The 14,922-nt window shown below is 46.7% G+C and carries 13 protein-coding genes; 8 read left to right on the top strand and 5 right to left on the bottom strand.

Going from position 1 to position 14,922, the window contains the following annotated elements:
• Positions 1-1,467: S-layer homology domain-containing protein (locus tag HPY74_15805; GenBank protein ID NSW92109.1), on the bottom strand; the 1,467-nt coding region annotated here is incomplete at its 3' end.
• A 669-nt stretch (positions 1,468-2,136) separates the two neighbouring features.
• Between HPY74_15805 and HPY74_15800 the strand changes: the two genes are divergently transcribed.
• The 3 genes from HPY74_15800 (at position 2,137) to HPY74_15790 (ending at position 4,816) form a co-directional block, all read left to right on the top strand.
• The gene (locus tag HPY74_15800) at positions 2,137-2,835 is read left to right on the top strand and encodes an MBL fold metallo-hydrolase (GenBank protein NSW92108.1); all 699 of its coding nucleotides are present in this window, start codon (positions 2,137-2,139) and stop codon (positions 2,833-2,835) included.
• A 36-nt stretch (positions 2,836-2,871) separates the two neighbouring features.
• Positions 2,872-3,936 (top strand): helix-turn-helix transcriptional regulator, encoded by a 1,065-nt coding sequence (locus HPY74_15795; protein ID NSW92107.1) that lies wholly within the window; start codon positions 2,872-2,874, stop codon positions 3,934-3,936.
• Positions 3,937-4,168: 232 nt separating this feature from the next.
• A complete protein-coding gene (locus tag HPY74_15790; GenBank protein ID NSW92106.1) occupies positions 4,169-4,816 on the top strand; it encodes a hypothetical protein in 648 nt (215 codons plus the stop codon).
• A 118-nt stretch (positions 4,817-4,934) separates the two neighbouring features.
• On the opposite strand, the gene HPY74_15785 is transcribed toward HPY74_15790, so the two are convergent.
• Positions 4,935-5,609, bottom strand: a complete 675-nt coding sequence (locus HPY74_15785; protein NSW92105.1) for a hypothetical protein — start codon at positions 5,607-5,609, stop codon at positions 4,935-4,937.
• A gap of 418 nt (positions 5,610-6,027) precedes the next feature.
• Between HPY74_15785 and HPY74_15780 the strand changes: the two genes are divergently transcribed.
• Positions 6,028-6,741, top strand: coding sequence for a hypothetical protein (locus HPY74_15780; GenBank protein NSW92104.1), 714 nt, complete (start codon positions 6,028-6,030; stop codon positions 6,739-6,741).
• A 459-nt stretch (positions 6,742-7,200) separates the two neighbouring features.
• Positions 7,201-8,070 carry a group II intron reverse transcriptase/maturase gene (locus HPY74_15775; GenBank protein NSW92103.1) on the top strand — a complete coding sequence of 290 codons (870 nt, stop codon included), beginning with the start codon at positions 7,201-7,203 and terminating at the stop codon, positions 8,068-8,070.
• Positions 8,071-8,083: 13 nt separating this feature from the next.
• On the opposite strand, the gene HPY74_15770 is transcribed toward HPY74_15775, so the two are convergent.
• The 3 genes from HPY74_15770 to HPY74_15760 are packed head-to-tail and all read right to left on the bottom strand — an operon-like array spanning position 8,084 to position 11,710.
• Positions 8,084-9,100 (bottom strand): tyrosine-type recombinase/integrase, encoded by a 1,017-nt coding sequence (locus HPY74_15770; protein ID NSW92102.1) that lies wholly within the window; start codon positions 9,098-9,100, stop codon positions 8,084-8,086.
• Complete coding sequence (locus HPY74_15765; GenBank protein NSW92101.1) at positions 9,093-10,655, bottom strand: tyrosine-type recombinase/integrase; 1,563 nt, start codon at positions 10,653-10,655, stop codon at positions 9,093-9,095. Before HPY74_15765 ends, HPY74_15770 begins: the two co-directional genes overlap by 8 nt.
• Positions 10,649-11,710 (bottom strand): tyrosine-type recombinase/integrase, encoded by a 1,062-nt coding sequence (locus tag HPY74_15760; protein ID NSW92100.1) that lies wholly within the window; start codon positions 11,708-11,710, stop codon positions 10,649-10,651. The genes HPY74_15765 and HPY74_15760 overlap by 7 nt, the downstream gene beginning before the upstream one ends.
• Positions 11,711-11,825: 115 nt before the next feature.
• On the opposite strand from HPY74_15760, the gene HPY74_15755 reads away from it, so the two are divergent.
• The 3 genes from HPY74_15755 to HPY74_15745 all read left to right on the top strand — a co-directional run bounded on the left by HPY74_15755 (position 11,826) and on the right by HPY74_15745 (position 14,882).
• The gene (locus HPY74_15755) at positions 11,826-12,416 is read left to right on the top strand and encodes a hypothetical protein (GenBank protein ID NSW92099.1); all 591 of its coding nucleotides are present in this window, start codon (positions 11,826-11,828) and stop codon (positions 12,414-12,416) included.
• Positions 12,417-12,673: 257 nt separating this feature from the next.
• Positions 12,674-13,510 (top strand): hypothetical protein, encoded by an 837-nt coding sequence (locus HPY74_15750; protein NSW92098.1) that lies wholly within the window; start codon positions 12,674-12,676, stop codon positions 13,508-13,510.
• Positions 13,511-13,625: 115 nt separating this feature from the next.
• Complete coding sequence (locus HPY74_15745) at positions 13,626-14,882, top strand: AAA family ATPase (protein ID NSW92097.1); 1,257 nt, start codon at positions 13,626-13,628, stop codon at positions 14,880-14,882.
• Positions 14,883-14,922 lie beyond the last annotated feature (40 nt).

Genomic DNA, 14,922 nt, shown 5'->3' with positions numbered 1-14,922 from the left:
ATTGCCTTCACCGCAAACGCTGATGGTATTAACCGGCACGCTGACGGTACCACCGCCTCCTCCGCCACCTCCACCGCCGCTGGCGGGTGTTGTAGACACTAATCCTGTTCCGGCATTGTTATTAGTAGCAGTAGTGCCGCCAATAACAGTAGCTCCGCCGCCGCCTGTTACACCTGTAACACCTTTGTCAACCGTGATTTGGGTATTCGAAGTTTCAATCTTGGTATTGTCAGCGCCTTCCTTTGCTTCTACTTTGGCTATTTTTCCGCTTCCGGTTACGACTGTCTCCGAAGCCTGTGTTGTAACGGTGCTGATGGTTCCTGCTACTTCTATGCTTGTGTTAGATGCGCCCTGATTAACATTCAGGTTTTCAATCTTTGAATCCTTATCTACTATAACCTTGGATGCGTCGCCGGAGACAGCAACACTATCAATCTTTGCTCCTATCGTGCTAACTGTAATGTTAGATGCCTTTACCTCAACGTCTCCAAAGGTTCCTTCCAGCCTGATATCATCCGAGCCATCGTCTATGTAAATCACCTCAACATTAGCATCGCCTTGCACCTTAACGCTGACCGCACCATCGGCTCTGGCGACTACTACCGTCCCGATAGAGGAATTCCCTCTGATAATGATGGAATTGATACCGCCGCCCCTGACAACCGTTCGGCCCTCTACCTTGACTCCATCCAATATGGCTTCGCCGTCTCCGACTCCGTCGGCGATGATCAAATCACCCTTGACCGTAACGCCTTTGAGTGTGATGCCGGCTGCGCGCACCATCACATTGCCGTTCGAAGTCACGTGGCTCACCTCTCCCGGCTTGTCGATATATTGCTTGACCAGGTTGTCCATGACGACGGCGAATTCGGCTCTTGTAATATTTGATTTTGGGTTGAGCTTTCCGTCAGGTGAACCCTTGATATAACCAGCGGCTACCATGGCATTCAAATGCGCCTGCGCCCAAACGGCGATATCACCCTTGTCAGCGTACCCATCTAATGCTTTAAGCCCAGTATCGTTTGATGCAATTTTAAATGCCCTCGCCAGAACTGTAAATGCCTCCTGACGGGTAATGTTACTTTCAGGACGCATGTTCCGGTCCAATACAAAGGTTCCCATTTGGACGGCCTTGGCCATGTCCTTGGCATACCAAGCCGAAGAGGGCACATCATTGACTCCCTTGAGCTCGGCGGCTACCGTAGCACCAAAGGCTCGATTAACTATTGCAGCCATTTCGGCCCTTTTAAGCGGTGCGTCAGCCTTGATTAAGGTTTTACCCCCGGTTTCATAGCCTTTGAGTAATCCGTTATCCACTGCCTTGTTCAGTGCTTTACTCGACCAGTTGTCCGGCATATCCGCAAAACGGGAAGCCTGTTCTCCTGTGGTGGCTACTGCGGATATAGGACTCATGGTAAATAGCATCAGCACAGATAACAGAGTCGCTAATGTTTTTCTTACTCTCATTATAATTTCCTCCTCTAATCATTGTGTTGGCCTTTTTCAGCTATCTCTTAATTATGAAAAGCTTAACAAATTAAGAGAAAAAGGAAAATCACCCGAACGGGTGAGGGACAGTAAAATATTTTTTGTGTAAAAATATTTAGTGCTGGCGGGCAGCCTGACATGCATGCCAGGCACCGGTTCGTCTTCTATTAATCCTTGCGTCGGGCCGGTGATGCATATATACTGATACTATAATCCCGAGTTTGACACTTGGCGAATACAAAAAGCCTGATAAGGCTTGATATTAAAGGGTTTCAGGCTTTTGATTAAATAAAAAATTTGCGTACTTTTTTAAAATCCTTGCTAATGCTGCATTTGCTGTCATTTAATAAATCGGCAGATATGATTTGAAAATTAAGATTAAAATAATAAAATCACTAGAAAGTACGCACTTTTAGAAAATCAAATTTGACACAAAAATGTGCTATTTTCAAGGCTTCGAGCACTGTTTGAAAAGTTGCAACTGTCAAAGACCCGTGTAAAAATATTTAGTGCTGGCGGGCAGCCTGACATGCATGCCAGGCACCGGTTCGTCTTCTATTAATCCTTGCGTCGGGCCGGTGATGCATATATACTGATACTATAATGTGTTGGGAGGATATATCTATATCATAATGGGAGTACAGCGCTATGAAGGCTTTCCAAAAAATACGTCTTTCACAGACGAACTGCTATCTGCTGAAAGCAAATATGGGCTGTCTGCTCATCGATTGCGGCAGCGTGGGCGACGAGAGGGAGCTCCTGTCGGAGCTTGGCCGCATGGGGCTGTCCCTCTCGTCCATTCGGTATCTGCTGCTGACCCACCATCACAGCGACCACTGCGGCCTGCTGCATTTTCTGCTGTCCGCGAATCCCGGCATGAATGTTATCATGAGTGAAAGGTGCGCAGGGTATCTTGAGACGGGCCGACATTTCAGCCCACCCTCCGAACGGTATGCCGATAAGGCCGTGGGCTTTGCCATGGGGCTTTTAAGACTGACAGGCGGTCTGCCGGCAGATACGTTCCCTCCTTATGTCAGGCGTACCGGGGACATTGTATTGAAGCAGGAAGAAATGCTGCCGGACTTTGTAGGTATACGCGGCAAGCTTCTGTATACGCCGGGGCACACGGAGGACAGCATATCTCTGGTCGTGGGCGAGGACGCCTTTGTGGGCGACGCGGCCCGGAACATCCTGAATATTCCGGGTTCCGCTTACGAGCCGATCCTGTACTGCGACCGCGTTGCCTGTTTTGACAGCTGGGAAAAGCTCATAACCGTCGGCACGAAAACCATCCACCCGTCCCACGGGCGGAGTTTTTCCGCCGCGCGGCTGAAAAGGAACATATAACAGCTACAAACCATCCATTCAAGTCCGGAGGTGTTTATGGAAAATCAAAAGCTATTGAAACTGAACCGTATGATCGGCGGCTCATACGAGTGCTTTTCCTTTACTGAATTCCTGAAGCTCGCCATCCTGCAGCTCCACGAGCTGATCGCCTATGACAGCGGCATGTTTTTCTGCGCCATCAGTAGAGATTGCAGCTTTTTCAAGCCCTACGCCGGCGGCAGCGTAGATCGTCACTTTGAAAAACAGCGCTTCCCCGAAAGAGAAGAGTATCTGAAGCAGAAGGAAGAGAATGACGCGGGCGGTGAGGCTCTCGTCTACAAGGCACTTGATTTCAAGCAGGGCGTTGTGGCCGTGGCTGGCGAGCCAAGGAGCAGTTTTCTCGCCTCCCAGGAAAATTTTCACGTCGCCTGCGTCCGGATTGTCTACAGGGGCCAGTTCATGGGCGAAATCTACCTGCACAAGAGCAAGGACAAGCCTGATTTCGACGAGGAGGATATGTTCGTCCTGCGGCTTTTACAGCCCCACATCTCCAATGTGTTTCACATCATCCATGCGATGACAGCGGTGAACTTTCTGGAGACGGACGGCGGACGGCTGGCAAAAAAAGGACTGTGCCTTCTGGACAGGGAACTGAGCCTCGCGGGAGGTAACGTGACCGGTTATAAGATGCTTAAAACACCGACGGTTTTTGGCTCCAGCGTACTTTATCACCTGAAGGAGCTGTGCGAGGATATGCAGTCCGACATTAAGAACGGATCTCCGGTGCTGCTGAGGTCGGGCGTGTTCAAAACGGCCGGCGGGAATCTCCGCGCCAGCGTGGTATTCCACAGCGATGGCATAAATAAAAAGGAAGAGCGTTTTTTCATCGAAATGGAGCTTGAAAACGGCGAACAGCTTCTTGCCGATTACAAGTTCAAATTTACCAAGCGGGAGGCGGACATCATCGACGGGGTCATTCAAGGGAAAAACAACGCGCAGTTGGCAGCCGCCCTGAAGCTGTCGGAGAATACCATCAAAACCCATATTCAGAGCATTTACCGCAAGGTGGGCGCAAACAACCGCACGGAGCTTACATATATCCTAATGACGAACCAAGGATAGCGGAAAACGGGTAATCAGCGGCGCACTTTACAAGACTGTTAAGCACGCCGCTGATTTTTTGGGCAGACACTATTGACTTCGTCGGCTGCGATAGCAATCGTGTCGTTTTGTTTAGCAGGCCGACTAAATGTAACTCGTACAACAAATTGAATTTCAATACATAATGTGATATTATAATGGCTATAATATGAGGTAGATTCATGGTTGTAATATCACTCACGGGGGGGGGAATATGGAACAGATCGGATATGGAGAACACATTGTCAATATTGTCAGAAATATGCCTTATGAGTCAGCAATCCAAACCGAGGATATTGCGGAGCGGTTGGCGGAAAAGTTCGCACTTCCATACGATCAGGCCAAAACCTTAACCAATGTCAAGCTGAAGCGGATGGCAGACAAAGGTGAAATTAAGCGACTACAAAAAGGCGTATACTGCCATGTGAAACAAACCGTTTTTGGGAAAGTTACACCCAGCATAGATGAGGTCATGATAAAAACGCTAACGGTACAGAATGACACGAAAATAGGTTATGAATCCGGGGCGTTTCTGTTTAACAAGCTGGGCCTGACAACCTTAATTCCCCGTGATATCGAAATTACTACAAATCGTTATGGAGCAAAACTGCCTGAAGGCTGCCATATCAAGTTACGAAAACCGTCTGCGGTTGTGACGAATGAGAATTGGAAATACCTTCAGTTTATCGATATGGTAAGTCAACTGCCAAATGCACACACTAATGCGGAAAAACCGGAGAAGTTGCTGGTGCAGTATGCTAAAAAGCAACAATTAGACGGTCTTACGCTGCTCTTTACAGCTCGTGGGCATTACTCACTTAAAATTGTACTACCACTAATTGATTTACTCATGGAGGGGTAAGATGAAGCTATCAGCTAGCTAAAAATAATCTATGTACTAACACAGAAAAGAAAAAACACAACGACCTGCCGGAATGTTCTGAGGCCGCTGTGTTCACATTTATCGTGCTTTTATCCTATCATCTATTATTGGTAAAAGCCTCATCCAGCAACAACTGAAATACTTGCTTAGACGTTTCCCTGTCTCGGTAGGTCAGCGAGTACAGTAATTGGTTGGTCATCCCCTGAAGAAAAATGTCCATTGCTTTAACAATCAGGAACCGCTGGCAAAACAGCAGGTTTAAATGCTCCATTTCCTTTTCTCCTCCGAGAGCTTCACAGATTTTTTTGTAGAGGTCATTCAAGTCTATGATATCAAGGAAAGCTCTGATGTCAGCAACAAGGTCTATGTAATACTCTTCGTATGCAGATTCCAGATAATCGCCTGAGAGCATTGCATCATATAGAGACAGCCTGGTAAAGCTCTCCTGGTACGTTAGAGGATGGGTGTCAATAAATGCCTTGACCTGTTCATAAAAAGGGTGCTCCTTGCTTTTAACTTCACCTTTGAGTATTTCTACGCAAAGGCTGTTCATGGTAGTTACAGTTTCAAAGCCTTTGGTGGCAGCTTCATATGCCAGTATCCCGTTTGCCGCCTCGAATAAGTACGAGAGGTATTTGTCCAGCAGATATTTCTGCTTTCCAAGCCCTGTGCGTATTTCGGATGCCTGATGAAGAAATTCCTTAAATGATTGCTTTGAGTTATCCATGGATGCACTGCCAAGAATACCGGATTCGTTTTCAAAAATGTTCATGTTCTCCCGACCTTTCAAATTTAGTCGGAAGGTTCCCAAGGGCAAGAATGCTCTTACAAAAAAGCGTACGCAAAGGCGGGCGGCACCGCCGCCTAACCCCTCGCATACGCCGTATCTTTAGATTGTGAAACACCATGAAGCATGATAGAATAATCACGTCATAGTGCCGTTTACGGTTGCGCGGGGTGGTCAGATCACCTTTCGCAGGGCTGGTGTGTTGCAAGCGCACCAGTCTGCTATGACGTTTTTCGTCTGGGAAACTCCCGTTGTGAGATATTGAAGCTCTGGCGGGAAAAAATGTCAAGTACGGATTTGAAGCATAAGAACAAAGCTTTTCAAGGCTCCACTATTTTAGAAAATATTAGTAGCTATCTCCGCCGGACTGTGATATGTCTGTTGCTGAAGGGAGGCAGCTCAAATGAAAATGAAGAATATTATCACCGGAATGGTTATTATCGGCTGTGCCGCGTTGTGTGCCGCTGTGTGGCCTCGCAGCGCCGGGGAAGGGAAAGTACCCATCGAACCGATGAAAACCGCAGTAAACGCCGAAATGGAGGCAGGCCCGGAGGAAACGCAGCAAATTCTTCTCTCTGCGGTTACTCCTGTTCCTGAAAATGAGACAGAGGAAACAGAGATAACGGCAGAAAAAGAAACACAGAAACCGCCGCAGTCGCAGGCGGTGCAGCCAGTCAAGCCAGCCCCATCATCCTCCGAGCCGCACATGGGAGATGTTCGCGTCGTAGACGGTGAGAAGCAGGTCTACATCCTTGGGTTCGGCTGGTTAAAGGACGAAGGCGGCGAAAACGTCGGCACAGTCGCAGAGGATATGTATGAGAACGGTAACAAAATCGGCGTCATGGGCGGCGGCACGATGGTCGGCAATCCCGGAGACGAGCTCACCGGAAACAAGGTAGGTATAATGGGTAGAGGCACGACCGTTGACGGCAAAGGCGATATTACTAAACAGGTCGGAATCATGAGCGGAGCGGAATCTGAACCAAATTCATCCCCTTCTCCGCCTTCAGAGCCGGAGGTGGCAGGCGACGTCATATACACCGAGCTTCAGCCACCGGTAACAAAGAACAGCACCCCACCGCCGTACAAGCCAAACGGAGAACCGATAGCCCCGTAACAAAATATATTAAGGGATGCATTCAGCTTATCATTGGCTGGATGCATCCCTTTTTCTGTTGTGCGCCCGGCGGGCGCACGTTCTAACGAGTGTGAGTCTCGAATCCGCCCGGTAGTGGGAAGGATATAGCCAAGACCAAGGGTGTCCCCGGCGACGAGGAATCTGAAGGAAGGTAGAGGCAAATCTCCGGTCTGACGAACAGAAATCTCATCAGGCTGCAAATGAGGGTAAGACTGCAACACAAGTCAAAACCCAATAACTACACGGAACCAATTGCAGTAGATAAGACAGATATATGGAGAGAAAGAACGTGCGAGTACCCGGGGAGGTCTCACGGACGTGGGGAGTTCCCTACGAGCCACGGTTGAAACAAGATTTGTCGTGAGAAATCAGCAGACGCCATAGTACCATGCCAGTCGACGGGCATGGAAAGGGCTGAACCTTAGGAGGTGAGAGTCAATGAATGTTACCGAAGTTGAGACAAAAGAAAGCACAAAACATTGCTGTGGCAATGGCTGCCGCCGGAGGGATAGTGCGGAACACGAAGAGGAAGGTGGAGCGCTTATCAACAGGAGGATAACTGAAAACAACGTCACCAACGCCGACAGAGGAGTAAATGGGTTACTGGAGCAAGTCGTCAGTCCGGAAAACCTGAACCGTGCATACGAACGTGTGAAACGGAATAAAGGGGCCGGGGGAGTCGATGGGATGGGAGTGGATGAACTTCTGCGATATCTAAAAGATAACGGCGAGGAAATCCGGAAATCCATACTGGCAGGGAGATACCGGCCAGCTCCGGTACGGAGGGTTGAAATACCCAAAGAAAATGGGAAGATGAGAAAACTGGGAATACCAACAGCAGTAGACCGAGTCATCCAACAGGCAATTGCACAGGTATTGACCCCCATATATGAGCCGAAATTCGTGGAAACGAGCTATGGTTTCAGACCGGGAAGGAGCGCCCACGACGCGCTCAGGAAGTGCAAAACCTATATGGAAGAAGGGTATGTGTGGGCGGTAGAAATGGACTTGGAGAAGTTCTTTGATACTGTCAACCAGAGCAAACTCATGGAAATCCTGTCAAGGGATATTAAAGATGGGAGAGTACTCTCACTCATCCATAGATATCTCAAGGCAGGAGTGGTATGGTGCGGAAAGTTCGAGGAAACAGAGATCGGCGTACCACAGGGGGGACCCCTGAGTCCATTATGTGCAAATATCATGCTGAATGAACTGGACCATGAGCTAGGAAAAAGAGGACACTGTTTCGTCCGCTATGCCGTTATGCGACGGTTACAGTTACTTTTCACAGTCGCAGAATTACTCTAAATTTCATGCCAATTTAAAGGTTTGTTAAGATACTTTTTCGATTTTCCATTACTTTAGAAAGTGGTATATCATTCGGAGTGTCTGGATGGGACTGTTTGTATACCGCTCGTAAATGCTCCTTTGAAATATGGGTGTAATATTCAAGGGTTGTTCCTATATGGGAATGGCCAAGGAGCTGGGATATGGCCTTGATATTGGCTCCCTTTTCAATGGAGATGGTGGCATAGCTGTGTCTTAGAGAATGAGGAGTGATTTCAGATGGTAATCCAGCCATGTCGAGATATAGTTTAAGAAGGCGTTGTATACTTCTAGGAGTAATGCGGGAATGGTCTTTGCTATTGATAAAGAGGGCATTATGCTCAATATCAAGGGTGTTTCTCCAATTGAAATAATCAAGAAGGGCTGATTCAATAGAAGGTATGTCAAAGAAAACTTCCCGCAGTTTATTGCGCTTGCCATGTACAGTAATTGTTTTTGTACCAAAATCAATATCAGATATATCCAAGGCCGTAAGTTCACCTACTCTCATGCCGGTACCCACTAAAAGAATTAAGATGACCAAATCACGTCGGCAATTCAAGAGTTGCTTGTGCAGACGGGAGGTATTTTTGGATTTGACAGTCAGAGTATGTTCGATTTCCTTTTTACGCTTGGATACAGCATCCAAGAGAGTATGAATCTCTGTTGTAGACAAAGTTTTGATTTGGGTCCTTTCCTTCTTGATATGTTTGGGTATATGGGGGAGGTTGATATCGGGAGTATTTTCCTTAAGAAATCTAAAGAATGACTTTAAAGTAGCGATCTTTTGCTTGATAGAAATATGCTTTACACGCCCCTTTAGATAAGCAATATACTTTCTCAAAATCATTGGATGGAGCTCATCTATGCAAGTTGGCGAATTATTGGATTCAAGCCAGTCAAAGAACTGCTTGAGGTTACGCCGGTATGAGGTAATGGTATTTGACGAACAGTTTTGTTCAATAGCCAGAGCATCGAGGAAATCCTGGACATCAGCAGGAATATTATTCATTGTCAGTATTCCTCCCATCTTGTGAAAGTATTACGGAAAGGGGATTGCACCTTGCCCAGGTGTTTTTCACGTGTTCTTCTTTAAGGGAGACGTAATATCCGAAGGTAGTCCGAATGCTTTCATGGCCCATAAGTTCTTTTAAAGCAACTGGATCGATTCCTTTTTCTATCATCCATGAAGCAAAAGACGCTCTAAGGAGGTTGGGCGATACGCTGCGTTTGATACCTGCCATTTTTCCATACTTTCTTACGATTGTTTGGATACCGGGAGACAGAAGCTTAAAACCGTCAATGGTTACAAAAAGCCAGGGACAGGTCATATCTCTTCGGATATCGAGGTAGCAAACCAGCCATTTGAAAGTTTGAGGGTCATTCAAAAACACTATCCGATTCTTTTCAAGGTAAGAACGGCTTCCTTTGCCCCTGATGGTCAAGGTCCTGTCCTCTAAATGAACATTTGAACGTTTCAGACTGGTAATTTCAGAAAGACGTATCCCTGTAGTGGCAAACAGATGAAGAATACACGCATCTCTGACCAGAAAAAAGCTCGATGCCGATTTATCTTCAGGCAATAATCCCTTATCCTTGAGCAGCTTGGCTGGTATCGATAAAAGGGTATTCCTTTCCTCAAGTGACAGGGTATCCTTTGGGGAACGCTCATTGGCTTTCAAGCGGATTTCGCAAGTGGGATTCTTCATAAGAATACTATACTTTACAAGGAATTCTGAAAAGCCTTTTAGGGTATTGAAATAATGACGGATGGAAGTCCATGAAAGTCTTTTCTCTTTAAGATGAGAAATGAATTTCTTGATCAAAGGGGCATTAAACCCATTAACATTAAAAGGCTCTGCCCAGTTCAGAAAGTATGCAAGATATCTTTTCTCCTGGTTTAGGCTCTTTAAAGTAAGTTCCTTTTCCTGATGGCAGAAATTCAAGTAAGCCAAGAGAAGTTCTTCTCCACTGGATGAAGGAGAAGCAAAAACATTGACAGAATCTTTTAGTGTTTGCTTGATCTGTTGTCGCCAGCTTTCAGAATATTCCCAGGGCAGGTCCGTCTTCAGCAGGCCATGGGTATGAAGAAATTTTACAAAGCGTACGATGTTGTTGGTTGCTTGTTTGGAAGATATTACGATATCTTCTGATACGATTCGCATAAGCAGGAACCGAAAGATTTCAAGATTCGATGAAAGAACCATGGCTTCCCCGTAAGAAAACGCCAGGGACTTCCATTGTTTTATCCATGATTGACTGTGGCCGTCTTGTATCAATATCGCTTCATACTCAGACAGAGCATCTTCAATAGAAACCTTTGACCTATTGGAAACCGTCCAATCAATGAATCTTTTGAGTTTTGGTATTTTGCTTTTCAAGTACGATGGAGGGGTGAATGAAGTAACAGGATACTGTTTCATAGCAAAACAGAGAGAAGATGCGAAAAGCCAATGGGGTAAAGCCTTACAGATGGCAAAATGATAACTTTTAAGGGTAGATTCAGCATAATGGGAAGATTTAAGATGATCAAAGAAAACATCCATAGATTTTTTCAGAGTTAACATAGAATACTCTCCTCTTCGTTTAACGGATTAAATTTTAGCATCTGCGCTTTGATCTGGTCACGAGATAGGTGGGTGTAGTAGTGTAAGGTGGTAAGTAACTTCTTATGTCCCATTAATTCCTTGGTTGAAAAAGGATCGGCTTCGTTGGCAACAAGATGAGAACAGAAGGTATGCCGAAGGAGCAACGGGGTAACATTGCGGGTAATACCTGCTAATCCGGCATATTTCTTGACAATGCGAATGATAGATGCGGATTTTAATGGGAAGTTATCCCAACTACAAAAGAGATGTTTTGATTGGTGGCTGACTCTAACTTTTAAATAGTTCTTGAGGGCTTGCAAAACCTCCGGAATATCGATGTAGACTGACCTATATCGCTTTATGTAAAGATTATCACCTTTACCATGAATACGGATAGAGCCTTTGGCAAGATTGAGATCCGAAGGGGAAATGATGCATAACTCCTCGGTCCGAATCCCTGTGGATAGCAATACAGAAATGATTGCAATGTCCCTTACAGCAGTGAAGATCCGCCTTGGATTGTTTACTTGACCGTTTGTTGAGTTTTTGATCCTTACCAGTTCATCTCTGGGAGCCTTAAAAAGAGAAAGGATTTCATCGCTGTTTAATATGGATCTTACCTTATCGTTAACTTTGGTGGGCACCTGAAGGGATTGAGCAGGATTTTTAGGGATTATCTTTGATTCTGCCAAGAATGTGAAAAAATGTTTAATAGCGACTTTGGAGCATTTTAGCATATTCCCCTGCTGTTTTCGTGTTTCCTTACAGTACAGTAGATATCTACGAAGCATGGGTTTGTCCACCAGCTTAAAATCAGATATGTTTTCTGCATCCTTAAGCCATATACAAAATGTAGTAAGGCAGACATATCGAAGCCGGATGGTGTTGGATGCAAGACTGGTATTTTGAGTTAAATGCTTAAAGAATGCCCCAAGGCAGGATTCAAAATTATCTGAAGCAAGGATAGAAGAGTTGGAGGTTTCAACCAATTGAGTTACTTCTCTTTCCCACTTAGGGATAGATACTCTTTTCATAACCTTAAGTCTCCTTTCGGTTATTGTCTGATTAAATCATATCTGAAAGGGTGATAAAAAACAAAACCGACCTGAAAGGATTTGGGGAAGTAACGTCGCATAATATGCGGACGATATGGTGATTCTCTGCAGGAGTAAGGCAAGCGCCGGACAAACGCTGGAACATATCATCCCATACATTGAGAGGAAGCTGTTTCTTAAAGTGAATCGGGAGAAAACCGTAGTATCCTATGCAGGAAATATAAAATTTCTTGGATATGGATTTTACAAAAATCAGAAAGGATTCCAGATGCGGGTGCATAGGAAATCCAAGGAAAAGATGAAGGCGAAAGTCAAAGGGCTTACCAGCAGGAGAAGCGTTCCGAGTTATGAAAAATGGAAACAGGGATTAAAGCGATTCATAGTGGGCTGGGTAAACTATTACAAACTGGCGGACATGGGAAAGCTGCTAAAGGACATCGATGAATGGATGAGGAAACGAATCCGCATGGTGTTCTGGAAACGTTGGAAGAGGGTACGAACGAGATACCGGAATCTGGAGAAGCTGGGTATCAGTAAATCCAATGCAGGTATACTTGCAAATTCAAGAAAAGGGTACTGGCGGATAGCCGGTAGCCCAATTCTATGTGCTGCTCTAACAAACAAAAGGTTAGAAAAGGATGGTTTTCAGTTTTTCAATACTTATTACAAATCTGTTATAGCGTAAACTAGGGAAACGCCTAGTACCGAACGGTATGCTAGGTGTTGTGAGAGGTCGGTGGGTGAACTAATCACCTACCTCCTACTCGATTGTCTCAGCATAGCTCTGAAGCTGTCCGCTACATCATAACTGTTCAGCTTCGACGGATTTGACACGCTGTGAGCGAACTGCTATGCCTGTTAGAACGACTTGACCTTAGCTTTGCGTCATTTGCGTTTTCATGATATAATTTTACAAAATATGTCGAAAGCTGGGTGGCTTAAGTGAAAAAGAAGAAAAAGACATTGCTTGACCTTGACCGTGTCCCGACGCTTGATGAGCTTCGCGCGTACTTCAGGGAAAACGACTTCTCTGCGGCGACATATATCGATATGGACTATGACAAGCTGGATTCCGGGAGCGTGGAAACGCTTGAACACATAAAAGGTCTGATGGACGAGAAATGGGAACCGCTGTCACGAGAGATGGGCTTGAAGTCCGACTCGTCATATTACGGCAAGGATAATCCACTCATCGCCATGCGCGACAGCATGGAAAACCTCGTCGCCGGAGGCGTGATGAAGCTCCTCACCAAAAAGCCGGATCTCGCCGCCGAGATATTGGCGTCTTACATGGATGACCCTGACGTCGAACAACACGCCGATGATTTTCTGAACAACGCTGTTAAAACTGCCATGCAGGTCATGAACTATGAAGAAGTGGCGCAAGCCGTTCAGGAGGACGCCGCATACGAGGATTTCAATCACGATAAATTTAACAACTACCGCTCGAAAGATTTTGACAACAAGTGGAATCATACCCGTTCCAAAATAGAAACTGTTTCTCTGAATGAGATGGCGTCCGCGGTCAACGACGAGGGTGAAAGCGCTCCCCTGCAGGTTGCGGATAATTCTGTGAATGTCGAGGATGAGGTTATCGCCAATCTCACAGGCGATAACTTTTGGGACAGCATCTCCGAGGATGACCGTGTGCTTCTCAAAATGCGTATGAGCGGCAAGACCCAACAGGAGATTGCCGACGCGCTCGGATACAAAACGCACAGCGCCGTCACCAAACGGCTGCAGAAGCTCAAAGAGGTATTAGAAAACAGCGATAAATAGATGATGTGCCTGACGATGTGTTCGCCAGGCATATTTTTTTGAAAATATTTCATCTACTCAGGAACAATTTGTTTCATTTATGTCGTAAGCAGGTATGAGGAATACGCAATACACGATGAGCATCCGCCAAAAGCGGGTGCTTTTTCTGTTGCAGTTTTTCTCAAAACCAATACGAACAGGAGGAAACAAATTGGACAACGACTTCAAAAAGAAAGGAACGCCGAGCTTCGACACCATCGACGGCGCGACGCTGATGAGCACGCCGCTCCAGCCGCTGAGGTTTGTGGTGGACAGTCTCATATCGCGTGGGCTTCATGTCCTCGCCGGTTCCCCGAAGGTCGGTAAGTCGTGGCTGGCGCTGTGGCTGTCGGTCATGGTGGCGAAGGGCAAGCTGGTATGGAATATGCCGACGCGGCAGGGTACGACACTCTACCTCTGCCTTGAGGACAGCAGGCTCCGTATCCAGAACCGGCTGTTTGAAATCATGGAGGACGCGCCGCCAAGCGTCCACTTCTGCACCGACGCTTTCATCATCGGCGGCGGTCTGGAGGAACGCATCGAAACATTCATCGCAGAGCATCCCGACACGACGCTCATCATTATCGACACGCTTCAGATGGTCAGAGGTTCGGGATACGACAACACCTACGCAAACGACTACCGCGACCTGTCTATTCTGAAGAAGCTGGCGGATAAGCACGGCGTTGCCATCCTTCTCATCCATCATCTTCGCAAGGAGAACGCCGACGATGTGTTCAACCGCATATCGGGTACGACCGGAGTACAGGGCGCTGTCGATTCGAGCTTCACGCTCATCGAGGATAAGCGCGGCAGCGGCAAAGCAAAGCTCTCCTGCATCGGCCGGGATATCGAGTACCGTGAAATCTGTCTGGAGCGCAACGAGGATAACGTCTGGGAGTTGGTGTCGGACAGCAGAGAGCAGCCGGAGCTTTTGGGCGATGCCATTAAATCTCTTCTCTCTGCATTTATGAAATCCACTTCGCACTTTATCGGCACTCCGACAGAACTGACCGAGAAGCTGTGTGAAATAAGCGGAGAGAAAATCTCGCCGAAGAAAATCTCCCAGCGCATCCTGCAAAACGCTGAGACTCTTAGAAGCGCGGGAGTCAGCTTCGACATCCGGCGCAGTAACGGCAAACGCCTCATTGAGTTACACCGTGCCGATGGTGACGATAGTGCCGATAAATCGGGGGCTTACTCAGATACCCCGAATATCGTCCCTGTCGACCCTGTATGCGGAGGCACGGATACGGAAGCCCTCCCTTTGGGAGGGGCAAGCAAAGCGTCCGGCTATACGCCGGTCGCAGTAAGCGGGGCGCTGCCCCACACCCCAGTGACGAAAGGAGCATGATATGGAGAAATTAAAGGATAAAAAATTCGCGTTCCGAGTT

This window comes from Bacillota bacterium (assembly GCA_013314855.1).
Taxonomy (GTDB): domain Bacteria; phylum Bacillota; class Clostridia; order Acetivibrionales; family DUMC01; genus Ch48.
This window is presented reverse-complemented; position numbering and strand designations above follow the sequence as displayed.